The organism is Actinacidiphila sp. bgisy144, assembly GCF_057708105.1.
In genome coordinates, this window is record NZ_JBYIRM010000008.1 from 46705 (window position 1) to 71845 (window position 25141).

General features: G+C 70.0%; 18 protein-coding genes. 7 read left to right on the forward strand and 11 right to left on the reverse strand.

Annotated elements, in window-relative coordinates; translation table 11 throughout:
• Positions 1-42: 42 nt before the first annotated feature.
• The gene (locus tag AC3EVP_RS11880) at positions 43-591 is read right to left on the reverse strand and encodes a GNAT family N-acetyltransferase (protein WP_435129008.1); all 549 of its coding nucleotides are present in this window, start codon (positions 589-591) and stop codon (positions 43-45) included.
• Positions 592-807: 216 nt separating this feature from the next.
• Here AC3EVP_RS11880 and AC3EVP_RS11885 point away from each other — a divergent pair, with 216 nt between their 5' ends.
• The 3 genes from AC3EVP_RS11885 (at position 808) to AC3EVP_RS11895 (ending at position 5663) form a co-directional block, all read left to right on the forward strand.
• Positions 808-2328 (forward strand): AMP-binding protein, encoded by a 1521-nt coding sequence (locus tag AC3EVP_RS11885; RefSeq protein ID WP_435129011.1) that lies wholly within the window; start codon positions 808-810, stop codon positions 2326-2328.
• Positions 2329-2401: 73 nt separating this feature from the next.
• On the forward strand, positions 2402-4858 hold the full coding sequence (locus tag AC3EVP_RS11890; protein ID WP_435129014.1) for a non-ribosomal peptide synthetase: 2457 nt from the start codon (positions 2402-2404) through the stop codon (positions 4856-4858).
• A 31-nt stretch (positions 4859-4889) separates the two neighbouring features.
• Positions 4890-5663 (forward strand): class I SAM-dependent methyltransferase, encoded by a 774-nt coding sequence (locus tag AC3EVP_RS11895; protein WP_435129017.1) that lies wholly within the window; start codon positions 4890-4892, stop codon positions 5661-5663.
• Positions 5664-5705: 42 nt separating this feature from the next.
• Here the strand turns inward: AC3EVP_RS11895 and AC3EVP_RS11900 are convergent, their stop codons facing one another.
• The 5 genes from AC3EVP_RS11900 to AC3EVP_RS11920 form a co-directional block, all read right to left on the reverse strand.
• Positions 5706-6989: a pyridoxamine 5'-phosphate oxidase family protein gene (locus AC3EVP_RS11900; RefSeq protein ID WP_435129020.1), complete on the reverse strand. Its 1284-nt coding sequence runs from the start codon at positions 6987-6989 to the stop codon at positions 5706-5708.
• Positions 6990-7073: 84 nt separating this feature from the next.
• On the reverse strand, positions 7074-7808 hold the full coding sequence (locus AC3EVP_RS11905; protein ID WP_335974922.1) for a hypothetical protein: 735 nt from the start codon (positions 7806-7808) through the stop codon (positions 7074-7076).
• A gap of 117 nt (positions 7809-7925) precedes the next feature.
• Entirely contained in the window at positions 7926-8861 is a 936-nt protein-coding gene (locus tag AC3EVP_RS11910) for a TauD/TfdA family dioxygenase (RefSeq protein WP_435129023.1), read from the reverse strand.
• 10 nt (positions 8862-8871) lie between these two features.
• Positions 8872-10152 carry an aminotransferase family protein gene (locus tag AC3EVP_RS11915; RefSeq protein WP_435129026.1) on the reverse strand — a complete coding sequence of 427 codons (1281 nt, stop codon included), beginning with the start codon at positions 10150-10152 and terminating at the stop codon, positions 8872-8874.
• A 34-nt stretch (positions 10153-10186) separates the two neighbouring features.
• Positions 10187-11512, reverse strand: coding sequence for a condensation domain-containing protein (locus AC3EVP_RS11920; protein WP_435129029.1), 1326 nt, complete (start codon positions 11510-11512; stop codon positions 10187-10189).
• Between the two features lie 92 nt (positions 11513-11604).
• On the opposite strand from AC3EVP_RS11920, the gene AC3EVP_RS11925 reads away from it, so the two are divergent.
• The 4 genes from AC3EVP_RS11925 (at position 11605) to AC3EVP_RS11940 (ending at position 16531) form a co-directional block, all read left to right on the forward strand.
• Positions 11605-12906, forward strand: coding sequence for an MFS transporter (locus tag AC3EVP_RS11925; protein WP_335974905.1), 1302 nt, complete (start codon positions 11605-11607; stop codon positions 12904-12906).
• Positions 12907-12991: 85 nt separating this feature from the next.
• Entirely contained in the window at positions 12992-14044 is a 1053-nt protein-coding gene (locus AC3EVP_RS11930) for a hypothetical protein (RefSeq protein WP_435129032.1), read from the forward strand.
• A 63-nt stretch (positions 14045-14107) separates the two neighbouring features.
• Positions 14108-15691, forward strand: a complete 1584-nt coding sequence (locus AC3EVP_RS11935) for an amino acid adenylation domain-containing protein (RefSeq protein ID WP_435129035.1) — start codon at positions 14108-14110, stop codon at positions 15689-15691.
• Positions 15692-15763: 72 nt separating this feature from the next.
• On the forward strand, positions 15764-16531 hold the full coding sequence (locus AC3EVP_RS11940; RefSeq protein WP_435129038.1) for an endonuclease/exonuclease/phosphatase family protein: 768 nt from the start codon (positions 15764-15766) through the stop codon (positions 16529-16531).
• A gap of 57 nt (positions 16532-16588) precedes the next feature.
• On the opposite strand, the gene AC3EVP_RS11945 is transcribed toward AC3EVP_RS11940, so the two are convergent.
• Genes AC3EVP_RS11945 through AC3EVP_RS11965 form a run of 5 tightly spaced genes read right to left on the reverse strand, consistent with a single transcriptional unit; the run spans position 16589 to position 24896 of the window.
• The gene (locus AC3EVP_RS11945; RefSeq protein ID WP_335974892.1) at positions 16589-17632 is read right to left on the reverse strand and encodes a GntG family PLP-dependent aldolase; all 1044 of its coding nucleotides are present in this window, start codon (positions 17630-17632) and stop codon (positions 16589-16591) included.
• Positions 17629-19920, reverse strand: a complete 2292-nt coding sequence (locus AC3EVP_RS11950) for a pyridoxal-phosphate dependent enzyme (protein ID WP_435129041.1) — start codon at positions 19918-19920, stop codon at positions 17629-17631. Before AC3EVP_RS11950 ends, AC3EVP_RS11945 begins: the two co-directional genes overlap by 4 nt.
• Positions 19907-20860: a GHMP family kinase ATP-binding protein gene (locus AC3EVP_RS11955; protein WP_435129044.1), complete on the reverse strand. Its 954-nt coding sequence runs from the start codon at positions 20858-20860 to the stop codon at positions 19907-19909. The genes AC3EVP_RS11950 and AC3EVP_RS11955 overlap by 14 nt, the downstream gene beginning before the upstream one ends.
• The gene (locus AC3EVP_RS11960) at positions 20857-22353 is read right to left on the reverse strand and encodes an argininosuccinate lyase (RefSeq protein WP_335974887.1); all 1497 of its coding nucleotides are present in this window, start codon (positions 22351-22353) and stop codon (positions 20857-20859) included. Before AC3EVP_RS11960 ends, AC3EVP_RS11955 begins: the two co-directional genes overlap by 4 nt.
• Positions 22350-24896 carry an amino acid adenylation domain-containing protein gene (locus tag AC3EVP_RS11965; RefSeq protein WP_435129048.1) on the reverse strand — a complete coding sequence of 849 codons (2547 nt, stop codon included), beginning with the start codon at positions 24894-24896 and terminating at the stop codon, positions 22350-22352. The genes AC3EVP_RS11960 and AC3EVP_RS11965 overlap by 4 nt, the downstream gene beginning before the upstream one ends.
• Positions 24897-25141: the final 245 nt, after the last annotated feature.

Genomic DNA, 25141 nt, shown 5'->3' on the forward strand with positions numbered 1-25141 from the left:
CGGGCCCCTGGATCTTCCTGTCGGTAGTCGCCGGCCGCGCGCTCAGGCGGTCGGCGGGAGCGGGGACCACACGCCGAACCACTGCTCGGCGCCGTACTCCTCGAACCGCTCCACCTCGGTGAACCCCAGCTTCGTCGCCACGCGCAGCGAGGCGCCGTTGGCGATCTGGGTGGACAGCACCACCGGCTCGCCGGGACGCGCGTCGGAGAACCAGCCGAGTGCCGCCGCGCCAGCCTCGGCGGCGTATCCGCGCCCCCATGCCTGCGGCAGGAACATGTAGCCGAGTTCGGCCTCGCCGGCATCCGGACGGACATGGCCCGGGCGTTCCGCGTCACGCGGGTCGAGCGTGATCATGCCGATCATGGCGCCGTCGAGTTCGACGACGAAGACGCCGAATCGCCGCCCGGGCACCTCTGGCATCGCCCGGTCGAGCTGCTCCCGCGGTTGCGCGCCACCGATGTAGGTGCCCACCTCCGGTGAGGAGAACAGTTCGACGAACGCCGCACGGTCGCGGGCCTCGGACGCGCGGAGCACCAGGCGTTCGGTCTTGATCGGGGCAGGCGGCCATGCGGCGAGTTCGGTCTCACTCATGGTCGGCAACCTATCGCACAGAGCCGGACCGGGGACCCCGGTTCGGTTCCACCGGCTGGACGACGGTCTCCGGCGGGTTCCGCCTGCGGACCGAGTCTCCTGACGGATGCCAGTACGGCACGAAGCACCGATAAGCGAACCTCTGGTGCAGAGATAGGAGATCGACTACCGCGCTCAAGCGCATTGCGCAGGCGAACGACAGGAGTTGACGAGAGTATGTCGCTCACCTTGACCGAGCGATTCCTGCGGGGGCTGGAACTATCCCCTGACCGTCCGGCGGTACGGGTCGGCTCGGACGTCGTCACCTATCGAGAGGCGCACGAAACGGCCTTGCGCTGGGCGGGTTCACTCATCGCGCAGGGCGCTCCCCGGTCGGTGGGGGTGCTGGCGGGCAAGAGCACGACGGCCTACACGGGCTTGCTGGCGGCCCTGTACGCGGGTGCCACCGTCGTTCCGCTGCAGCCCGGCTTCCCCGCCGAGCTCCTCCGCCGGATGATCGAACTGTCCGGGCTGGACACGCTGATCGTCGACGACCGCGGCCTGGCGGTCCTCCCGGAGATCAGCGATCAGCAGGCGCCTCCACGCGTCCTCGACACCGGCGGATTCGCCGGCCGGTTTCCGACGATCCCGATGCTTGAGCGTCCCGGACTCTCGGCACCGGTGAAAGCGGCTCCTTCGGACCGGGCGTACATCCTGTTCACATCTGGTTCGACCGGGGTCCCGAAGGGCGCTTCCCTGACCCACGGCGGTTTCGCGCACTACTTCGACCTCCTCGACCGGCGGTGCGACTTCGGGCCTGATGACGTCTTCTCACAGACCTTCGACCTCAATTTCGACTGCGGAATTCACGACGTGTTCTCGGCATGGGGCGCGGGCGCGACGGCGCAGGCGGTGCCGCCGTCGGCGTATCGGGACCTCCCTGGGTTCCTCGCCGAGCACGGGGTGACGGTGTGGTACTCCACGCCGAGCGCCATCTGGATGGCCCGGGAGATGGGCGGGCTGGAACCGGGCGCACTCGCCGGCCTGAGGTGGTCGTTCTTCGCGGGCGAGGCGCTGCGCTGCCAGGACGCCGCGGACTGGCAGGCGGCGGCGCCGCGAGCCAACGTGGAGAACCTCTACGGACCCACCGAGTTCTCCATCAACATCACTTGGCACCGCTGGTCGGGCGAGGAGTCGCAGCTGGCCGGCGCCAACGGCACAGTGCCGATCGGGAAGGTGCACGAAGGCCACGACTTCCGCCTTGTGACCGAGCAGGGCGAAGAGTCGTCCGTGGAGGGCGAACTGTGGGTCACTGGTCCACAGATGGCGACCGGGTATCTCGACCCGGCCGACGAGGAAGGCCGGTTCGTCGAGTTCGACGGCCGGCGCTGGTACCGCATGGGTGACCGGGTGCGCGCCAGTCCCGGCGGTGAACTCACCTACATCGGGCGCATGGACTCGCAGGTCAAGGTGCACGGGTGGCGTGTCGAGCTGGCGGAGGTCGACCATGTCGTCCGCCAGTGCGACGGAGTGGGCAACGCGGTCACGGTCAGCCGGCCCGCGGAGTTCGGAACGGAACTGGTGGTGTTCTACACCGGCGACAAGGTGCCGGAGACCTCGCTGGCCGAAGGGGTGCGCGCGGTGCTGCCGGACACCGTCGCTCCGCGCCGATACGTCCACCTGGACGGCTTTCCGCTGAACTCCAACCGGAAGGTGGACCGGCTCACGCTGCGGAAGTGGGCCGCGGAGTTGCCCTGAGCCGCTCAGGGCGAGCACTTGGTACGACCCGAAGCCAGACGACAGCCCGTGACAGGTCCAAGGGAAGGCAGCCGTGGTCAACTCGTCCGGAACCGCAACGGAACATTCCGCGCTCACCAGCGTCCTGCCCCGGTGGCCGTCGGCCGACCCGTCCCGGGAGACCGGGTGGCAGACGTACGAACTCGCGATTCCCGCCGAGGTCCGTCACGCACTGTCGGGAAGGGACCGGCAGTGCGCGGCGCTGGCGGCGGCGTACGCGAAGGTGGCCTCGGTCCTGACCGGGGAACGGAGCGTTTCTGTCGGCTACCGCTCGGCCGGCTGCGACGAGCCGCGTCTGCTGAGGATGACGGTTCCGGCGGGCTCCTGGCTCGACCTGATCGGGCAGGCGGATCAGGCGCTGCGGGAGTCCGACGGTGCCCCTTCGGGCCCGCGGCCTTCCGGAAACCTCGCCGCGGATCTCGAAGCCGTCCTCGACGTCACCGGTTGGACCGGAGACGGGAGTACCGGGAGCGAGCACGGCGATCCGGCTCTGCTGTGGAGTTTCTCCACGGCGGCGGACTCAGCGCGCCTCCGGCTGAGGTATCGAGCGGACTGCTACGGCGAAGAGTGCGTCGCGCGCTACGCGGGCTACTACCTGCGCGCTCTCGACCTGCTGCTCCGTGACCCCCTTGCCGGACACGGCGATCACAGCCTCGTATCGCCGGGTGAACTGGACGTCCAGCTACGTGAGTTCGCCGGGCCCGTGGTCGCTCTGCCGGCACAGCGGTTTCACCGGCTCTTCGCCGAGCAGGCCGCGCGGACCCCCGGTGCGCTGGCGGTCAGGGACGGGGATCGGTCGTGCACCTACGCGGAGCTCGACCGGCTGGCCAACCGCATCGCGAACTGCCTGCTGGCCGGCGGTCTGACGGCGGAGAACGTGGTGGCCGTGAACCTGCGGCGGTCGGTCGAATGGGTTGCGGCGATCATCGGGGTGATGCGGGCCGGGGGCGCGTACCTGCCGGTCGATCCGCAGTGGCCCGCCGACCGGCTGCGGGTGGTTCTCAAGCAGGCGGAAGCGCGGGTCGTGCTCGTCGACGAGGAGAGCGAGTCCCTCACTACGGTCGTCACCGAGTCCCTGGGCGATGCCGCGCGGGTCCTGACCATCGGCACCGCCGCGGCCGAACCGGCCGAAAGTGATCCCGGGATCGCCGTGGCCGCGGACCAACTCGCGTACATCTACTTCACGTCCGGCTCCACCGGGGACCCGAAGGGGGCCATGTGTGAGCACGCCGGGATGGTGAACCACCTCCTGGCGAAGCTGGAGGACCTGGAGATCGGCTCCGGGGACATGCTCGTGCAGAGCGCGCCCGCCACGTTCGACATCTCGTTGTGGCAGGCGATCGCACCGCTTCTCGTGGGGGCGGCGACGACCGTGGTCTCCGCCGAGACGGTGCGGGACATCGACGACTTCATCGCGACGGCCGAGCGCGTGGGCGCCACCGTGATCCAGGTCGTTCCGTCCTACCTGGAGATGCTCACGGCACGCCTGTCGGAGATCGAGCCCGCGCGCAGGCTGCCGGCGGTACGGCACGTGGTCGTCACGGGGGAGGCCCTGAAGAAGGGCATCGTGGAACGGTGGTTCGAGTTCTGCGACATTCCGTTGACGAACGCGTACGGGGCGACCGAGGCATCGGACGACACCACCCACCATGTGATGCGGCGGCCGCCGGCGTCGGCGTCCGTGCCCGTCGGGAAGCCGGTGCGCAATGTGCAGGTACTGATCGTCGACGAGAACCTCCAGGTGGTGCCCATGGGCGCACCGGGGGAGATCGCGTTCGCCGGAGTCTGCGTCGGCCGGGGCTATGCGAACGACGACAGGCGAACGAGGGCGGCCTTCGTCGAGAGCCGAACCGAGCCGGGGCTGAGGCTGTACCGAACCGGTGACTACGGGCGGTGGCGGCAGGACGGTGTCCTGGACTTCCTGGGCCGCCGCGACGAGCAGATCAAGATCCGCGGGGTGCGGGTCGAACTCGGTGAGATCGAGAACGCGATGCTGCGCATCGAGGGCGTGCGCGATGCCGCGGTGGTCGTCAGACGAGGCGCTGACGCCGACACCGGACTGGTCGGCTACTACACCGCGGCGTCCCCCATCGAGACCGAGCTGATCCGCGAAAGCCTCGCGGAGGCGCTGCCCGCGTACATGATCCCGCCGCACATCCAGCGCCTGCCCAGCATGCCGCTCACGGACAACTCGAAGATCGACAAGAAGGCCCTGGCGAACGAGCTGGGCCACTCCCCGGTGGCGCGATCCGAGGCTGTCCCGCCTCGGACGCAGACGGAGCAGATGCTGGCCGGCCTGTGGGAGGAACTGCTCGGTCTGCCGGCTTCGAGCGTCGGCCGGAACGACGACTTCTTCGCGCGAGGGGGCAGCTCGCTGTCGGCGATCCGGCTTGTCGTCAAGCTCGGAAAACAGGTGTCGCTGCTCGATGTCGCCCGCACTCCGGTGCTGTCCGACCTCGCGGCGACGGTCGACAGCAGACGGGCCCTTTGAGTAAGGGCGCCGACCGAGGGAGGACGACAGGATGCCGGATCACGATCAGGCTCAGGATCAGCGAGGAAAGCTCCTACGGGCGCTGGAGTACCGTCAGGTGTTCGACGATCGGCTGGAGCGGATCGAGCGGCAGACGTCCTTCGACGCGGACTACGCGGTGGAGACCGCACAGAACGTCGAACTGTGGGATCTCCCGGAGGCGGATCTGATGCCGGTGGGGCGGAACGCCAGGTACTCGCCGACGCCGGTCCGTACGGTGCGCAACGCGCTCGGCCGGTGCGGCGTCAGGCATGAGGAAGTGACGTTCGTCGACGTCGGCTCCGGAAAGGGCCGGGTCCTGCTGCTGGCGGCCGAGTTGCCGTTCCGCCGGATCGTCGGCGTGGAGGCGTCGGAGACGCTGTGCGGCATCGCCGCGAGCAACGTGCGGAAGGCCGCGGAGAACCGCGACGGCTTCGACCGGATCGAGATCGTGCACGCCGACGCGACCACCTACGACATTCCGGATGACGGGGGGCTCTTCTACTTCTACGAACCCTTCTCCGTCGAGGTGGCCCTGACGTTCCTGGAGAGGGTCGAGGACTCGATCCGCAGCCACCCCCGTCGCGTGGTCCTCTGCTTCACCGGCAGGGGACAGCCGGACGGGCAGGGGACCGAGCTGGAGAAGACCCCGGTCGCCGCGGCCGCCGCGGAGATCCGGGACGGGTGGCGGCTGGTCGAGGTCGTTCCCTCGCCGGACGCGGAATTCTACGACTCCTTCCTCTACGAGTACGTGGACACCGCGCACCTGCCCGGAGACGGGGTGTGAGACGAACAGGGGGCCGCCCGGTGACCGGGCGGCCCCGCCGTCTCACCGCGCGCCGGCCGAACGCAGCGATCGCCCCGCCTCCCGGTACCGGCTGCTGACCTTCTGCCGGGAGAGGGTCGCGAGCACGCAGTCCCCGGGGGCCCGTTCGGCCGCACCCAGGTCCAGGGCCAGGCGGCGGTGGTCGCGGCTGTACCTGTCCTCGAGGCGCCGGATCGCCCTTCGGAGGTCGTCCGCGTCGTCGTGGAGTTCCACCAGCCCCCGCGACTGAAGCCACGTACTCCCGCCGCGGAACTTTGTGACGGACAGGGCGGCCGCGGGACTGCGGCGCAGGGCCTCGCAGTCGCGCCTGTCGACGAGGAACGAGATGCGGGTCTCGCCGCGGACGTCGATCACGTCGAACCCGAGCTGGCGACAGCGCAGGAGACCGGAGCGGTCGAAGCACGCGAGGTGGCCGTAGGTGGCGTTCAGCGGCCGGTACCCGGGATGCCCGGAGTGGCGCACCACGCCGAGAACGGCCAGCTCGTCGCCGGCACCATACGGAGCCGACCCGTCCGTGTCGCGCGCGTCAAGCGTCCGGAAGTCCTCGTGCCGGTTCGCTGCGGACCACCGCGGGGGACGGGTTCCGCCGTACCTCGGCGCCAGTCTCCGGATGTAAGGGGCGGTCCGAAACACGGGTACGTCGCCGAGGTCGTTGCGGACGCGGTAGGCCAGCACCTCCAGCCGGAGCCGCTCGTTGCCTTCACGCCGATCCCAGCTCGTGTAGTTGCCGTCCGTGTGTTCGCTGATTCCCGGCTTGCTGTACAGGGCGGCCAGAGCGCGGATGACAGTGCGTTCGGGGTCCGGTGACTGTTGCACGAAGCCGCCCACTTCGTAGCAGAGCGGGCTGCCGATGCCGGCCGGTACGGACAGCGCGACCATCGGGTCCAGGGCGGTGGCCCTCGCCTTGATCCTGTTCTCCACGGTGCTCATGACCACGTTCCCACCGGCGGCGGTGGCCCAGAGCGGCGTGACGCTCACGCCTCCCAGTCCGGTGTGGACGGCCAGATGCGCGTAGGGGCGATCAGGACTGGGCAGATGGGTGGACCGTCCGAAGGGCGGTTCGAGGATCGAGCATTCCTCCGTGGTGAGCGGAAGGCCCGGCACCTGGTCGATCAGGGCGGAAGTCCTCCGCGCGCGCTGCTTGATCTCCTCCCGGGCAGCTCGGGCCAGGGCAAGACCGTCTCCTGACAGCCCCCGTCGCTGCGCGGCATCCGAGAACAGCCGCGCCCATTCGACGGCGGGCGCCCGACCGAGTTCACCGGTCGCGTCCCGATCACCCTGATGCACGTGTACGCCCTCCTTGAGACGCCGGACGGGCCCCCCGACCCGCTCTGTCGGGGGCGCGTTGTCCCGGGTGCGCGGCCGTCCTGGTCAGCCGAGCCAGGACAGGAAGTGTGTGAGCTCTTCACGCAGCTGACCGGTGGAAGGCCGCTCCACCGTGATCTCGGTCCTAGCTTGCTCGCCGGCAGGTGACGTCCGGTAGACGTTCGTGAAGTCGGTCTCGGCGGGCTGCTGCAGGACGATAGAGGCGGCGGCCCTGCCGGCCGATCGCGAGATGCAGTGCAGCACCTGGTGATCGATGTGGTAGACCGTGCCGGCCGGCAGGAGGGCCGAGAACACGTTGCGGAGCCGTTCCCTGCCCTGGGCCTCCAAGGAGAAGGCCTGCCCGGCCCCTACCGGAAGGTACTTGAAGTGGTGGTACTCGTCTCCGGGGCCGATGGTGAACTCCTGGGCGAAGTACTCCCCCGCCACCAGGGCGGTCGTGAAGTCCCAGCGGTGGGAGTGGATGTCCTCCGTGATCGTCCCCGAGGCGTCCGGCTGCGGGTGCCAGACGTGGAGGCGCAGTTTCCACGGGTTCTTGTCGCCGGACAGCAGCACGACTTTCAGGAAGTTGTTCGCGTGGTAGTACGAGCGGGCGGCGATCTCGGCGAGGGCTTGGCCGTCAGCGATGACCTGGCCGATCAGGGATCGCAGTTCCCCCGGGTCGGCGAGGCGGCGGACCACCGACTCCGAGCCCTGGAAGGTGTTGCCGGAAGCGCTGCCGACGACCAGTTCCAGGTGATCCTTTATCTCCTGCAGAGTCGCCTCTGGCACAACCTGCACCATGACCTGTTTCTCCTTCTGTGGATGCTGGCGATCAGCGGATCGATGGATGGGGGAAAGCGTTGCCGGCGCGACGGCCTGCCTCCGCTCCTGGGACGGACGAACCGGTGCTCCCGGGCGTTACCGGCCGAGGGCGATCAGGAATTCGGGGGACCCCTCGAAGGCGGACCGGCCCTGGGCCATGAGGATGTTGTCGACGATCAGCAGGTCCCCCCGACGCCATGGGACGCCGATCCTCACCGCGTCGTAGGCGTGGTGCACGGCCGCCAGATCCTCCTCGGACAGCGGCGAGCCGTCGCCGAAGAAAGTGTTCATCGGGAGGTGCTCCCCGAAGGCGTTGGCCATGATCACGCGCTCGGTCGGGTCCAGGCTGCCGGCGTTCAGGAAAGCGATCTGGTTGAACCAGCACTCCTCCCCGGTGACCGGATGGCGGAGGACGCCAGGCCGGTGCCGCACGGTGTGCAGCGTGCCGTCGGGGAGCCACGCGGAATCGATCCCCGCGGTCTGGAAGAGATCATCGAGCGCGCCACGATCCGTCACGGAGAACGCCTCCGGCCATGAGATGCCGAACCCCTCGTGGAAGACCCGGGTCATCGTCCAACCGCCCGTCCGTACCCGGTCGGCGAGCTGGGCCGGCAGGTGATCGGCCACTCGGCGGGCGTCACTGAGGTGGGTCCGCCCGTCGCCGTCGGGCGGGGTGACGCACGCGGTGAGCACCACGGAGGGGAACTCCCTGCTGAAGGAGCTCTCCTGGAAGGGGCAGATGATCCTGTCCTGCGGCCAGCTGATGGGGGAGAGGATGCCGTCGCCCCGGTCGCTCCGGTGGTTGAAGGACTCGGTGGGGGTGAACGGCTCGATCCCCAGGGAACCGCGCGCCTCGGCCAGACCGTCCCGGTCATCCACCGGCAGGCCGTGGATGACCACCGCCCCGTGCTTCAGCATCCGGTCACGAACGGTCCCTGCCATGTCACGCAGCCACGAGAACGGTGCGTCGCTCGGGGCGTCGAAGGAAGGCAGGGACAGCTCCTCCCGCAGTGCCGGGGTCGTCTCGCTCACTTGGCTCCTCCTAGCGACGTGCCTCAGCCGCGGTGTCCACGGCCGCACCGATCTTCTGGAGCATCTCCGCCGTCTCGTCGGTGGTGATCGTCAAAGGAGGCGCGATCCGGACCACACCGCGCTCGTGGCGCATCATGACGCCGGCCCGGGCCGAAGCCGTCGCGATGGCGGCCGCGGACTCGGGAGAGTCGGCCTCGATGGCGACGACCAGTCCGAGACCGCGGACATCGGTGATCACCGGGCTCGGTTCGAGCTGCCGTAGGCCGTCCAGCAGCGTGGCGCCCTGAGCCGCGGAGTTCTCCACGAGCTTCTCGTCGGCCATGACGTCCAGCACCGCGTTCGCGACGGCGCTCGCGACGGCGTGGCCGCCTGTCGTGTGCCCGTACCGCAGCCCCTGGGCGACGGGTTCCCGGACGAACGACTCCTTGATCGGCGACGTGACGGTCACCGCGGCCAGCGGAAGGTACCCGCCGCTGATGCCCTTGCTCATCGTGACGATGTCCGGGGTGATCCCGTCGTGTTCGAATCCGAACATCCGACCGGTACGGCCGAATCCGCAGAACACCTCGTCGAGGATGAGCAGCGCTCCGTGCTCGTCGCACAACCGGCGCAGCCTGGCGAGGAATCCCGCGGGAAGTACCACGCAGCCGCCGAGGCCCAGCAGCGGCTCGACCATGACCGCCGCGGCCGGCGGGCCGGCCTCGAGCGCCCGGGCGAAGAGCGCGATCAGCTCGTCCGCTCCTTCCTCGGTGCGCACCGCCCGGGGCGAGGCGGGCAGGGAGACGTGGTCGATGGGGAAGGGCGGGGTCCATTCGCTGACGGTGAAGGGCAGGCCGGACAGCTGCTGGGCCAGAAAGGTGCTGCCGTGGTAGGCCGCCTCGAACGTGATCACCCGGTTGCGGCTCTCGCCGAGGTTGCGCCAGTACTGCAACGCGATCCTGAGCGCCGCCTCGGTGGCCTCCGAACCGCTGTTGAGCAGACACGTCTCGTTGAGCTCGCCCGGCAGGATCTCGGCCAGCCGCGCGGTCAGCGTCTCGGCGGGATCGTGGCTCGACACCATGGGGTCGTAGTGGACGAGCTGCTGGAACTGCCGGGTCGCGGCCTCCACCAGCCGCGGATGCCCGTGTCCGCAGGACGCGTTCAGGACACCGGAGATTCCGTCGAGGTACCAGGTGCCTCCCGCGTCGCGGACGCGATTGCCCTGCGCCTCCACGATCCGCATCGAGTCGGCCTGCTGGGTGATCGGCGTCCAAGGCCGCCACAGTGCACTTTTTGACCGGGAATTCAGCATGCCTTGCTTCTCCAGGGTATGGATCGTCGGGTTGTCAGGAGGTGCGCTCGGGAGAGCGCGACAGGGCTGTGGTGAGCCAGTGGCGCCAGCGGGCACCGAATGCCTGGGCTCCGTAGCCGGCGCTCTGCTCGTCGATGAGCAGCCGGAGCCCGAGCTCCTCGTCGTGGACCGTCGCGCCGGCCAGGACCACGGGCCCCTGGGGCCCTCGACCGCGGCTGGGTGCGGTCTCGACGGCCGGGACACCGGCGATCACCACTGTGCGCTCCGTGGCGCGCTGGTAGCTGAGCTGCGCTGTGACGGCGCCGGAGAACGCGGACCTCAGCCCGACGACCGTGCTGAACGGCACGTCCGCGTGGTCGAGTTCCCCGTACCATCCCCGGAGGAACCCGGCTGCGTCGGCCGGTGCCTGCCGCGCTCCGGCCGCGCCCAGCGAGATGACGGTGTTCATGAAGCAGCCGACAACGTCGGTGTACGCGGGGTTCCGGCCGCCCCAGGGGTAGCCGATGACGGTCGGTCCGGGCTGCGAGACGTCACGCAGTGCGCGGTGGATCGAGAAGAGGACGTAGGGGAACAGGGAACCGCGAAAGGAACGGGGGATGGCGACGCCGGGGATCTTCTCGATGGGAACGACCCGGGTGGGTTTCGGCCTCAGCCGGGGGAATTCGCCGGCCGCGTCGAGGCGTTCCCGCCAGAACGCGACCCCGGGCCCGGCCGCGGCAGCGGCTTCAGCGGCCATCCGGTCGTGGACCGCCGCCTGATAGCGCGCGTGCTGCCCTGCGTCCGGCGTCGAGGGAGCAGCCAGTTGCCGCCTGATGAGCACCATCGAATGTTCGTCGACCAGGGCGTGGTCGAAAATGAGAAGAAGGGTGTCGGCCTCCGGCGAGCGCAGGAGGCGGGCAGCCATGGCGGCGCCGTCCAGCGAGACTTCGAATGCCTCGATCTGTTCCGTCACACCCGCGGAAACCGCTTCCCCTCCCGCTACGGTGAGTTCGGCGAAGTCGCACTCGGCCGCATGCCGCTCCTGGTACGCGCCGCCCCGGGAGAACCGGATACGGTAGGACAGCGCCGGGGTCCGGAGCAGCAACGACTGCACAACCTGCTGCACATCCGAGGTGGACAGGCCGGCAGGCGGTGTGCGGAACATCAAGGTGACCGTGGAACGCCGTCCCGAGCGCTCCGCCTGGAGCCCGAAAGCGAGTTGTGCGTTCAACAGGGGAATCCGGTTCGCCATTCGGTCCCCCGTTTCGGCCGTGATTCGTGATTCTCCGGCCGCGGCGGGCCGGTCGGCGAGCGTGCCGATATGAGACAGGCGGGTGGAGAAAGCCGGGCGCCGCGCATCAACCCGGTTCAACCCGAGCACAGCTTGCCAGGGTGACGGCTCGTCGAAGTCCTAACAAATATCAGGACCGACGCCATCACCTGCTTTGAACATGACATGCTAGGTTGACGGCCGTGACGAATGTAGCGGACGATTTGCAGGACGCCGGGGCGAAGACCGATCGCCCGAACCTGTGGCGGCAGCGGGATTTCATGCTGCTGTGGGGCGGTCAGACCGTCAGTGTGATGGGTTCGGCGGTTACCCAGGTCGCTCTTCCGCTCGTGGCGGTCGTCGTGCTCAAGGCGAGCACGTTCCAGGTCGGCCTGTTGACCGCCGCCACCACTGCCGCGTTCGCACTGATCGCGCTGCCGGCGGGCGCGCTCGTGGACCGCGGTTCCAAGCGTTCCATCATGGTCGCCTGCGACCTCCTGCGCCTGCTGCTCATCGGCTCGCTCCCGCTGGCCGCCGCCCTGGACGGCCTGACGATGGCGCAGCTCTATCTCGTCGCGCTCGCCGCCGGCGTGTGCACGGTGTTCTTCGACGTCTCCTACCAGAGCTATCTGCCCTCACTGGTGCGCACCGACCAACTGATGGACGCCAACAGCAAGCTGGGAACCACCGGTGCCTTCTCGCAGATGGCCGGTCCCAGCCTGGGCGGCGGCCTGGTCGCGGCATTCGGAGCGGCGGGCGCCTTGACGGCCGATGCCATCTCCTACCTGGTCTCGGTCGGCTCCCTCTTCGCGATCGGCAAGGGTGAGGAACCGCCGCGTCCGAGGCGGACCGACCAGACGCTGCGCCGTCAGATCGCCGAGGGCCTGCGGTTCATCGTCACCGACAAGATTCTCCGCAGGATCGTCGCCTGCACCGGCACCGGCAACCTCTTCAGCAGCATGAACACGGCGCTGATGATGGTCTTCCTCGTCCGGGTGCTGCACGTGCGGCCCGGTTTCGTCGGACTGATCATGGCGGGCGGTTCCATCGGCGGAATCGTCGGCGGCACGTTCGCCGGCCGGTTGGCCAAGCGGATCGGATCGGCCCGGATCATCTGGGTGTCCGTGCTGGTGTTCGCCGCGCCGCAGGTCGTTGCCGCGGCGGCCTGGCGCGGTTGGGGGGTACTGCTTGTCCCGGTGGGCTGGGGCGCCGGCTACTTCGCGATGATGGTCTACAACATCGCGCAGCTCAGCTACCGGCAGTCGGTGACACCTCCTGACCTGATGGGGCGGATGAACGCGGCCGTCCGATGGGTCGTCTGGGGCACGATGCCCATCGGCGGCATCCTCGGCGGACTGCTGGGCACGGCGATCGGGGTGCGCCCCTCGCTGTGGGTCTCCGTCATCGGTGTGTGGGCATCCGGCTGGCTCGTGTTCTTCTCTCCGCTCCGCCGGATGCGCGACATCCCCCGCCCCGATCCGGAGGCCGATCCCGTCGTGTCGTGACGGTACGTCAGGACCGTTCCGGGGGCCCGGCCCGCACACGGCCCGGGGCGGCTGTTGCCATGGAAACAGATTGTGGGGACTGCACATGGGCGACATCCACTTCACCTCGGCCATCGCGGACTTCGACCGTCAGCAGTTCGATGCGCTCGACAGGACGGCCGGCTTCGCCTCCTCGTACAGCCGGCTTCTTCAGAAGGAGCGGGATGCCAGGTGGTCCAGCCGCTACCTCGAGTGGACCGACGGGTCCCGGCTGCGAGCGGCGATACCGGTCTACCGGTCCCGTATGAAGGCGTGGCCCGACCCGGGTTACGACCCGCGCTCATGGGGGCTGCCGGATGGAGCCGGTGACGGGTGCTCGCCCGAGGCCACCCTGATGGTCGGCGGATGCGGAGACCGGCGCACCGGCCTCCATGTCGATCCGGACGCGACCCCAGGCCAGTTGCACGGCCTTCTGATCGAACTCGCCCGGCTCGCCGCGGAGGAGGAGCGGTGCCTGGCGTTCCCCTACGTGTACACCGAAGCCCGGAACGTCCTGGCCGCCGCGAGCCACGATCGCATCGTCTGGACCGGACTGGGGCGTGAGGCACACATGTTCGGCCTGTCCGACCCCCGGTGGGAGAGCGGACTCCCGTCGAAGGTGCGGAACACGATCCACCGGGACCGGCGCAAGATCGCCGCGGTACCCATGGCGGTGAGTCGGGCGCGTTGGGACGAGGTCAGCGCGTGGGCGGCCGAACTGATCTCGCTGCACTACGCCGGCAAGGGGACTTCGGAAAGGCCCGAGTTCGTGGATCTGCGGTACTCCGAACTGCAGGAGAATCCCGACATCGACCTCTTCGTGTTCACCGCCCAGTCGTCCGGTATCCGCGGCGTGCAGACGATTGTCGCCTGGGAGGACGAATTGGAGGTGTACGACGTCGGATTGGACGGAGAGGAGGGCGGCGAGCGCTTCGCACTGTACGTCAACCTGCTCTTCCAGTTGCCGTTCGCGTACGCGCGCGCCCGGGGGATCGACCATGTCCGCCTGGGCGCCAAGGCCGAGACGCCGAAGGCGGCTCGCGGAGCGGTCTTCCAGGACTACCACGGCGGCGTCCTGAGCGCGGTGGAAACCAGGCGGTTCGCCCGTGGAGAGGCATAGACCGACGCGCGAGCAGATCCCTGCGGAAGCTTCCGGACACCCTAGAACCGGGGGAGACATCCCATGTGCAATGCCGTGACCGCCGACGAGCAGCGGGCATATCTGGACGACGCGATCTCCCTGCCCGACCTGTTCCGCCGGGTCGCGGCACTGCGCGGTGCCGCTGAGGCGTTGCGCGACAACGGACGAACGCTGAGCTACCGGGAACTCGACCTGGTATCGGATCGACTCGCGGCTGAACTCGTGGCGGAGGGGGTACGCGTGGGCGACCGCGTGGGGATTCTCCTGCACCGCTCGGTCGAGATCCCGGTTTCCATCCTCGCCGTTCTGAAGGCGGGAGCGGCCTATGTGCCGCTCGAACCGTCCTACCCGGCCGAGCGTCTGCGCTATCTGACAGGTGACGCCGGGATCAAGCTGGTCATCGGTGACGCCGAGCACGTGGCGTCCTGCGGACTCACCGAAGTGCGCGTGGTCGCTCCGGACACCGGGCGGAAGGAGCCGCTCCCGCCACCGCGGATCGAGCTCGATGGCAGCGAACTGGCGTACATCATCTACACGTCCGGTTCGACCGGCACCCCGAAGGGCTGCATGATCGCACACGCCGGTGTGCTCGAACTGCTCCGCAGCGAGATGCCGGTGCTCGGCCTGGGCAGCAGGCACCGTGTCACGCTCTCCCACCCGTTCATCTTCGACGGGTCCGTCAACGAGCTCTGGCTCGCGCTGGCTTCCGGAGGGACGGCGATCGTGGTGCCGTCCCCGGTGGCTCTGTCGGTGCCCGACTTCGTCGAGTTGCTCCGCCGGGAGGAGGTGACCCTGATCTCCCAGGTCCCCACGGCCTTCGGGGCACTTGCCTACTGCTACGAGGAGGCCGGCAGGCCCCGACTCGCCCTGCGCTACGTGGTGCTCGGCGGCGAGAGCGTTGATCTCGGCGTGATCTCGGCCTTTGCGGACACCTATCGGGGTACTCCGCCGACGGTCGTGAACGTCTACGGTCCGACCGAGGTGACGTGCGTCGCCACCTGCCGGGTGCTCAGCCGGGCGGACCTCGGGGGTGCGGTGCGCTCGCCGATCGGCACGGCGCTGCCGCACCTGGTGGTGGAGGTACGCGGTGAGGGGATGGAACTGCTCCCTGACGGCGAGGTCGGAGAACTGGTGGTGGCCGGGTCCTCGGTCGCGATCGGGTACCTGGGCCGGCCCGAGCTGACAGCCGAGCGCTTCGTCGTCCTGGACACCCCGACGGGGCGGCGCCGCTACTACCGGACCGGGGATCTGGCCAGGCGGCTCGCGGACGGCTCCTTCGACTACGTCGGCCGCAACGACCAGCAGGTCAAGGTCCGGGGCGCCCGCGTCGAGCCCGGTGAGGTGGAGTCGTTCCTGCGGGCCCACGCACTGGTCAAGGACGCCGCGGCCGCCGTGGTCACCAGTCCGGCCGGCACCCAGTTCTTCGTCGCATGCGTCGTGCTCGCCGATCAGCGCGCGGACGGACCCGAGGCGGTGCTGCGGCGGCACATGCGCGAAAACGTGCCGGGCTTCATGCTGCCGGACCGGTACCACTTCGTCCCCGCGCTGCCGCTGACGGCCTCGGGGAAGCTGGACCGCCGTGCGCTGCGGGACATGGCGATGCCACGCCGCACCGCACGTCCGTGAACGGCGGTCCACGGGACCTCGAACGCCCGCTCCACCTCCCCGGCCCGGCAACAGCCCGCAGAGGATGCGCCCATGAACCACACGCCCCTGACGATCGCGACGTGGAACATCGGGGGAGGCATCCTCGGGGAGTCCCACCAGCGCGGTGCGGAGCCCTCACTCGACTACTACGCGGGAGTCCTGGCGGCCCACCGGCCCGACGTGGTCTGCCTGCAGGAGGCCCACGACTACCACGGACGCCGGGAAGGCCAGGCACAGTACCTGGCGAGGCGGGCCGGATACGGCTACTCGGTGTCGTTCCCGACGAGCGGCTCCCACATGGCGGAGCGGGCGTCCCTGGCGCTCGGAATCGTGTCCCGCTTCCCCATCCAGGACGCCGTGTACAAGCAGTTCCCCAATCCCGGGCTGAAGGGCGCCGGCCCGAACGGGGAGCGCTGGAAACTGCACGACAAGGGTTATGTCGTCGGGCAGGTGGATCTGGGCGGCCGCACGCTCGGACTGGTCAACGGGCACTGCTTCCCGCTGCACCACTTCGGTGTGAGCCCCACCGATCCCACGTTCGCGCCGATGTGGGCAATGCTCGCGGCGGACCTGGTGGCGCTCGGCGAGGCCGGTCCGGCGCTGGCGGCTCTCGACCTGAATGACGCGCGGGTGGGTGACCTGCTGGCCGAGGCGCTGTGTCCCGGGCGCTACCTCAGCGCCTTCGACCGCACTCCCACAACGCCGGCGAACCGGCAGAAGGACCACATCCTGTACGGCCAGGCGGTACGGCTGCTCACCACCACCGTGACGCCGACCGAGTCCGACCATTCCTACTGCCAGGCGCGTTTCCTGGTGTGAGCCCCGAACGGGCCGGACCGGGCGGCGTACGCGCCACCCGGCCGACCCGTTCATGGTTCACCGTGCCTCGCGCACCACGTCCGCCACGATCCCCAGGGCCGCGTCGACATCCTTCGGGCCGAGGCCGCGATGCGTGACGGCTCTGATCCGGCCGTGGCCGAACTCGCCCATCGCCAGCCCCCGTTCACGGGCGCCACGAAGGAAGCGGTCGTCGTCCAGCCCCTCGGCCGTCACCCGGAACAGGATGATGTTCGTCTCCACCGAACCGGGGTCGACGTCGATCCCGTCCACCTCCGCCAGACCCGCGGCCAACCTTGCCGCACCCGCGTGGTCCTCGGCCAGCCGGTCGACCATCGAGTCCAGCGCGACCAGACCGGCCGCCGCGAAGACACCGCCCTGCCGCATGCCGCCGCCGAGCATCTTGCGCACCCGCCGCGCCTTCGCGACGAAGTCGGCCTCGCCCGCCAGGATCGAGCCGATCGGCGCCGACAGGCCCTTGGACAGGCAGAACTGGACGGAGTCGGCGTGGGCGGCGATGCGGTCGGCGGGCACGCCCGATGCCACGGCGGCGTTGAAGATCCTGGCGCCGTCCATGTGCACGGGGACGCCGCGGGCGTCGGCGAAGCGGCGGACCTCGGCGAGGTACGTCCCGCTCAGTACCCGGCCCCCCATCCGGTTGTGGGTGTTCTCCACGCAGACGAGCCCCGGCAACGCGAACTGCGGATCGTCCGGATCGGGTGGAAAGCCGGCGGCCAGGTCGTCCAGGGCGAGAGTGCCGTCCGGCTGCGTCGCGATCGGCTCGTACACGACACCGCCGCAGACGCTCGCACCGCCGGCTTCGTACAGGTAGATGTCGCTCTCGTCGCCGACGAGGGCCTTCCCGCCGCGCGGCACGTGCACCAGCAGGGCGGCGAGGTTCGCCATCGTCCCGCTGGGCATCAGGCACGCTGCCGGCTTGCCGACAGCGGTCGCGGCCGCTTCTTCCAGCCGGTTGACGGTCGGGTCCTCGCCGTACACGTCGTCCCCGAGGACCGCCTCGGCCATCGCCGCCACCATCTGCTCGGTGGGCAGGGTGAACGTGTCGCTTCTCATTTCGATCATGTCAGCTGATCCTTGGTGGTGTAGTCGTCGGCCAACTTGACGGTGACGCGGTCCAGTGCCGCATCGAGCACCTCGTCGAGCTGGGGTCCGGAGCCGGCCGAGGCGATGACGTAGCCGATCCGGTCGTAGGCGTCGGTGGCGGGCTTGACCGGGTCGCCCGGCCGGCGCGAGATCTGGATCTCGGCGACACCGGCCAGTTGCCGAGCCTGCTCGACGCCCTCCACACCCGCCAGCCGTCCCTGCGCGGAGCTCGTGAGGAAGGCGACACCGGCCGGGTGCGGCGTCCCCGCCGGCAGTTGGACATCCATCCCGGCGGCCGCGCGCAGCTGCTGGGTCAGCAGGTCGGGCCCGCCGGCCAGCCGGATCAGCTCGGGAATCATGCCGCCGGCGAGCCGGGCGTTGATCTCGATGACCACCGGTCCCGCGGCGGTCAGGCGCAGTTCCGTGTGGCAGGCGCCGTGGCGCAGCCCCATTGCCTCGATGGCCGCCCGTACCACCCGCTCCACCTCGCACGCCGCGGCCTCGTCCAGCGGTGCCGGGAAGGTGTGCCGCAGTTCGACGAACGACGGCGGGGCGGACACCGTCTTGCGGGTGATGCCCACGACGTGGAGCGAGCCGTCAGCGAAGATCGTCTCCACGCTGTACTCCGGCCCCTGGACGAACTCCTCGACGAGCACCTCCTGCGGGACGGCCTGCTCGCGCACGTTGTGCGTGATCGAGAGGATTTTCGCGGCGTGTTCCTGGGCCTGCTCGAGGGAGGCGCACAGCAGCACCCCTGTGGACGCCGAATCCGAGACCGGTTTGACAACGCAGGGCAGGCCGGTGGCCTCGACCGCCCCGCGCACGTCGGCCGCGCGCGTCACCGGCACCGAGACCGGCTGGGGCAGGCCCGCCTCCGTCAGCAGCCGGCGCGTCGCCGACTTGCGGCGGCATGCGGCGACGGCCTCGGGCGGATTGCCGGGAAGGCCGAGGGATGCGGCCAGCCCGGTGGCGGCCTCCAGGTAGAACTCGCTGGTGGTCGTGATGCCGGCCACGTCGTCGGGAGACAGGTGGGCGCGTACGGCCGCCGCCAGCGCGTCCGCGCTGTTGGTGTCGCACCGGATGATCGCGCAGTCGGCCTCTCCGATGCCGGGGTACCGGCTCGGCCGGTTGGTGACCATCACCGGCTCCAGACCGAGGTGCCTGGCGCGTGAGAGGGCGAGCATCCCGGTGCCCGTGGTGTTCGACTCGACGAACACCAGCCGCCTGCGCGGGGTGGACGGCACCTGAGCCCACGCCCAGCTTTCGGTCTCGGTGCCGTAACGCACCTGCAACGGCTCGCCGCGGACCGGGAGTTCCGCGAAGCCCGCCTGCTCCCAGTAGCGGTCGTCGTAGATCGAGTCCACATAGCGGTCGCCCCGGTCCGGGAGGATGCCGACGACACGCGTGCCGGGAGCGACGGTCGCGGCCAGATGCCTGAGCACCTGGTAGACCGAACCCGAGGAGTTCCCGGCGAAGATGCCTTCGGCCCGCGCGAGTTCACGGGTCGCGGCGAACGCCTCCCGGTCATTCAGCCAGTGGACCTCGTCGATCTCGGCGTAGTCGAGGTTGCCCGGGATCAGGCTGTTGCCGATGCCGCTCTGCTTGCGTCCCGGTCTGTCCGGCTGGCCGAACAGCACGCTGCCGACCGCGTCGACTCCGATCACCCGCAGCGGATCGGTCGTGCCTGCGGACTTCAGGGCCCGGCGAAGGGCCCGAGCCGTGCCGCACAGCGAGCCGCCGCTGCCGACTGCGCCGACGAGCACGTCGATCCGGCCCAGATCGGCCACCAGTTCCTCGGCCAGCGCGGTGTAGGCGAGCGGGTTCTGCGGGTTGGAGTACTGCCGCGGCCAGAACGCCCCCGGGTACTCCTGCCGCAGAGCGGCAAGCCGCTCCAGCCGGGCGCTCTGCCAGCCATTCGCGGTCATCGCCTCGACGACGTGCACGGAGCAGCCCAGGGCCTTGAGCTTTGCGAGGGTGATGGCGTCGATGCGGGGGTCGGTCACGATGTGGACCGGGTGGCCGAGGATGTTCCCCACCAGGGCGAGCCCCAGCGCCATCGTGCCCGACGAGCTCTCGATGATCGGCGCCCCGGGAGCGAGCACTCCGTTCTCCCGCGCTTCGCGCACGACCTGACGGGCGACCCGGTCCTTCATCGCGAAGAGGTTCTGCAGTTCGAGCTTGGCAGCCACGGTGACGTCCGCGCGGGCCACTCGCAGCCGAACGACGGGGGTGTGGCCGACCGCGTCGACAAGGTCATCGAAGATCATTGCGTGGTCCGTTTCCTGTCGGCTCGAAACTCAAGGTCTGGTAGCAGAGAACCCGTTCGCTGTGCACGAGCTGACCGCACCGGTTGATGGCCTCGGCCAGTCGGGTCCGAAAGCCCGGGACGTCGTGCGGGAGCATCAGCCCGATCGTCGATCCGCTGTGCGCGGTGACCACACCGACCCCGCCGATCTCGGCGCTGAGAGCGGTCATCGCGTTCAGGGTCCGCTTGTGGCACAGACGCTGGTTGAGGTGGGCGCTGCGGGTGGCCACCCGGCCGATCGCGGCGGCGTCACCAGCCCGTACGGCGGTCCGCACCTCGTCCAGCAGATGTGCGTAGGTGTCCCGTTCCGAGGCCGTGAAGTTCTTGGGAATCCGGTTGAACGCGACCGTGTCCACGGTGCCGCCCTCGTCGATGCCGACGATCGTCATGGGAGGCGGGGCACCCAACCGGGCCAGGAGCGCGACGTTGCGGTGCTCGAACGCCACGACCCCCGGGTACATGACGCCGTCGGTCGGTTCGATCCCGCGTAGCAGGTCCTCGATGTCCTGCGGTGGCAGATCGACGCCCAGCGAACTCGCCACCGCCCGCGCGGTCGCCACGAGGTCGGCTGAGGAACTCGCCAGGCCCTTCCCCTCCGGCAGCGAGCCGGTCAGCCTGAGCGCCCCCCCGCCGCCCCCGTAGCGCGCGAGCACGGCTTCGGCGACTCTGCGCGCCTTCGACTTGGTCTCCGGGACGACTTCGATGCCCTCGTGTGTGCTCTCGTACGTGAACATGGCCGTGGCCCACCTCGCGATGGGAAGAGTGACCAGGAAGTCGGGCCCGCCGGGCAGCGCGCCCTGCAACAGTTCCCCGAAGGTGCCGAAGGCCGAGCTGACCGCGACGGACCGGGAGGGCGGCCGGTGGTGGTCCGACGGCCGTATGACGAGTCGCCGACCCGTCATACGGCTCCCTCGGCCGCGCGCCGCAGGGCGTCATCGGTGGCGGCGATCGCGCTTTGCACCGTGACCCTGCGCGCGTTCCACTGCTCCGCCAGCGCGTCGAGCCGTTCTCGCTGCGCGGCCAGCACCAGCTTCACGGAGGCGGGGCTCGCCGAGCCCGCGGACACCTTCGCGCGCAACTGCGCGTCCACGTCCAGGGAGTTCGTCAGGTAGGAGCCCGGGTCCTCCAGCGGATGGTCCGCCTCCCGTGCCGCTGCGCCGAGGGCTTCCGGGTCGCTGATCCCGGCCTTTCCCGCTCCCTTCGCCAGTACGGCGGAGACGTACCGGCCGGCGATGACCTGGGCGGTCCGCCACGGGATGCCGGCCCGCAGTGTCAGCTCGTTGGCAAGACTGAAGCCGCCGAAGTGGTCCTCTTCGCAGACGGCGCGCATCCTGTCGGTGCGCCACTGCAACCTGTCGAGGACCAGGTGGAATCCGGCGAGCACCGCGCGGACGGTGTGGAACATGGTGCCCGTGTGCAGGCCGGCCTCCTTGGAGACCTCCACCATGTTGCTGTAGGGCGTGTTCCGCTGGCCGGTGGCGAAGTCGACGTAGAAGGCGGTCAGGTGGCCGGTGCGGCCGCGCAGACGTTCCAGGAGCGGGTAGTTCTTCTTCTGCGGCATGGCCGCTGAGATGCCGGCAAGCTCGTCCGGCAGCTCGACCAGGCCGTACGCGCTGGAAGACCAGGCCATCAGGTCGGTCAGGATGCGGCTGAAGCCCACGCCCGCCGAGGCGATGTCGGATGCGACGTCGAGCAGCCACTCCCGTGAGGCGACCGCGGTCAGGGCGTGCCGAACCGGGCCGGCGCAGCCGATCGCCTGCGCCAACCAATCCCGGTCCCAGGCCAGTTCCTGGCCGGCCATCGGGCCGGCGCCGAGCGGCGAGAGGTTGATCCGGTCATAGGTGCCGAGCATCCTGGCCGAGACGTGCAGCACATGCTCCACCACGGCGCTGAGATAGAAGCCCGGAGTGATGATCTGCGCGGACTGCAGATGCGTGTAGCCGGGCATCGGGGAGGTGATGTCGCGGCCTGCCCGCTCGTGCGCGACCTCGGCCAACTCGCCGAGCATGGAGGCGATTCCGCTCACCTGCTCACGGCCGTACAGCAACTGGGCGCAGGCCTGGAGGTCGTTGCGGCTCCGGTCCACGTGCCAGGCCGGTACGGGCTCCGGAAGTGCCTTGGCGACCTGGGATTCCATCGCCAGCGCGATGTCGGACAGGGCCGCGTCGGCGCCGGCGGTGAGCTGCTCGGCGGTCAACCCGTCAAGCGCCTGCGCCAGCCGGCCGACCTGCACGGCCGACAGTACCCCGAGGCGGTGGTACTCGCGCAGGAGCGCCTTCTCGATCAGTACGTACCAGCGCAGCAGGTTGGCGACCTCGTGCCGGAACTGCGGCTCGAGGAACTCCTGCCTGATGAAATCGTCCGGCGTCGCAGCGAGCCGACCGGTCAGCTTCAACGGATGTCGCCCTCCTCCATGGCCGCGATGGTCGCGGTGACGAGATCTGCCGCCGCAGCGGGGTGGCTGCGGACGAGATAGCGGCCCGCGTCCGCGAACCGCGTGGTTCGGGCAGCGGGCAGTACCGAGGCGCAGCGTGCCGCCGAGTCCCCCTCGCCCGGCGCCCGCGGGACGATGACGACGGTCGCGGGCAGGTCGAGGGTTTTGGTGCATGCGGCGAGGCAGCGCTCCGCCTCGCCGAGGTCGTGCCAGTAGGCGCGCTCGATCAGCTTGCTGCGGGGGGAGCGCCACTGGTCCACGTCGATGAGGGCGCCCGAGGTGCGCAGCCAGGCGCCGACGTCCTCCGACCCGACGGGGGCCGACGCGCCGTCCGCGGCTTCCCGTTCGGCTGCCGTGGCCAGGAACAGGTGCAGCGGGGGAGCCCCGGCGCTCTGCAGCGCCCGGGCCGTCGCCAGCGCGAGCGCCGCACCGGCCCCATGGCCCCACAGCGCCACGGGGAGGTCGACGCGGTCCAGGACCTCCCGGCTCAACCTCTCGGCGAGGCCGTCGAATCCGGCCAACCGGTCGTGTGGCCGCGTGACGTCGTGGCCGGGCAGTTCCACCGCGTACACCGCCACGTCCGACCCGGACAGCGCCTGCGCCAGTGCCCCGAAGTTCAGCGCGTTGCCGGCCTCGTACGGGACGCACACCAGAGCCACAGCCGCGTCTTCGGGCACCGCAAGGGCCTGCAGGAGCGAAGAGCCGGCCGGGCGGGGGCCGTCGGCCGCGGCCGCCAGGTCGGCCAGTACCGGGTTCGCCATCAGGTCCACCAGCGAGACCAGCCCGCCGAGTTGTACGACGAGCCGGACTCCTTCCAGAGATCCGCCGCCCCGTTCGAAGAAGTCGTCCTTGCGGCCGACCTCGTCGAGCGCCAGGCCCAGCACCTCCGCCCACGCGGTGGCGATGCGCCGCTCGGTGGCGGTCCGCGGAGGCATGAGGGCGTTGCCGCCGGCGAGGTTGGTCTCCAGATCCGCCAGCTCCCGCTTGTCCACCTTGCCGTTGTCGGTGAGCGGGAGTTCGGTCAGCCAGCGCAGGGTGGGCGGGACGAACCGGGCCGGCAGCGTCCCGGCCAGCACTTCATGAACCTCCGGTATCGGCGCCGCAGCGGTGTAGAAGCCGGCCAGGCGCCTGCCCGCGGCGTCCGGGACGACGATCACGCAGGCTGTTCGGACTCCGGGCACCTGCAGGAGCCGGGCCTCGATCGCGCCGACCTCGACAGGGACGCCGCCGGTCTCCATCTGCTCGTCCCGCCGACCGACGAATCTGAGCCGTCCGTCGGGCAGCCAGTGCCCGAAGTCCCCGGTGCGGTAGCGGCGCAGTCCGGGACGGGCCGGATCGTCGCCGAACGCCTGAGCGGTCCGCCGCGGATCGTTGAGGTAGCCCCGGCCGACGCAGACGCCGGAGAAGGTGATCTCACCGACGGCGCTTCCCTCCACCGGCAGCCCGTCCGCGCCGACCACGTCGACGAAGACGTTGTCGATCGGCCTGCCGACGGTGACTTGGTCGTGGTCCGCCATGCTGCGGATGACCTCGTGCATGGTGTCGTCCGATGCCTCGGTGGCGCCGTAGGCGTTGACGACCGGAATCTCGGGGCACTGGGCGAACCAGCGGGTGAGTACCTGCCGGCTGACGGCCTCACCGGTGACGCCGAGCATGCGCAGGGAGGCCGGCACCCGGTCCCCACCCTCGAGTCGGGTGACGATCACGTCCAGGTAGGTAGGGACAACCTGCAGCACGTCGACCTTCTCCGCAGCCAGCAGTGCGAAGAGCGCGGAGACGTCCAGCATGAGCTCGGGGTCGATGATCACGGTGCTGCCGCCGACGACGAGCGGCGCGAGCGCCTGCCAGAGCGAGATGTCGAAGCACTGGGACGCGTTCTGGGCGACGACCGCACCCGGGCCCAGCGCGAACGTGTCGGCCTTCGCCAGGAGGTGGTTGAGCATTCCGGCGTGCTCGCACGCGGCTGCCTTGGGCGCCCCGGTGGACCCGGAGGTGAAGTAGACGTAGGCGAGCGTCCCGGTCCGGATGCGAACCGGCCGTGCGTCGACCGCCGATGCGGGCACCAGCGCAAGCGTGGGAACCGCCGCGGCCTCGACCGGACGTGCCGATGCCTCGTCCTCGACCAGGGCCAGCTGAGTGCCGCTGCGGCGCAGCATGTCGGCGACGCGCTCGTCGGGGTAGGCCGGGTCGATGGGCAGGTACACCCCGCCTGCCTTGAAGACTCCCAGGATCGCGGCCAGCCAGTGAAGTGAGCGCTGGCTCATGACTGCCACGACGCCTTCGGGCCGCAGGCCGGCCGCCAGCAGCGTCCCGGCCACCCGGTTCGCCGCGGCGTCGAGCTCTGCGTAGGTCCAGCGGGTCCCGCGGTGTACGGCGGCGGTGGCCGACGGGGCGCTGCGCGCGCAGTCCTCGAAGAGCTCGTGCGCGCGGCGGTCAGGAAGCGGCCGCATCGGCCCGGCGCCGCGCGGCTGTCCGCCGCGGCCCGCCTCGAGCTGCTCCGGCACAACGCCAGCCTTTCTGGCAGAACGCACTGGCGGTTCGGATTCCAGGGCGTGACTGACCCGAAGAGTGGAATGCGGGCACCGTGCCGCTCGAATCGTTTCGCCGGGACGGTCAATGGCCGCCGGCCGCGCGGCGAAACGCGGTCCGGCGGCATTGGCGCTTTGTGGACGCCAGGCTAGGGACCGGCCGGAGCCGTTCGTACTGGCAGATATCAGTACCGGACCGACGCCTGTGTGCCTGCATACTC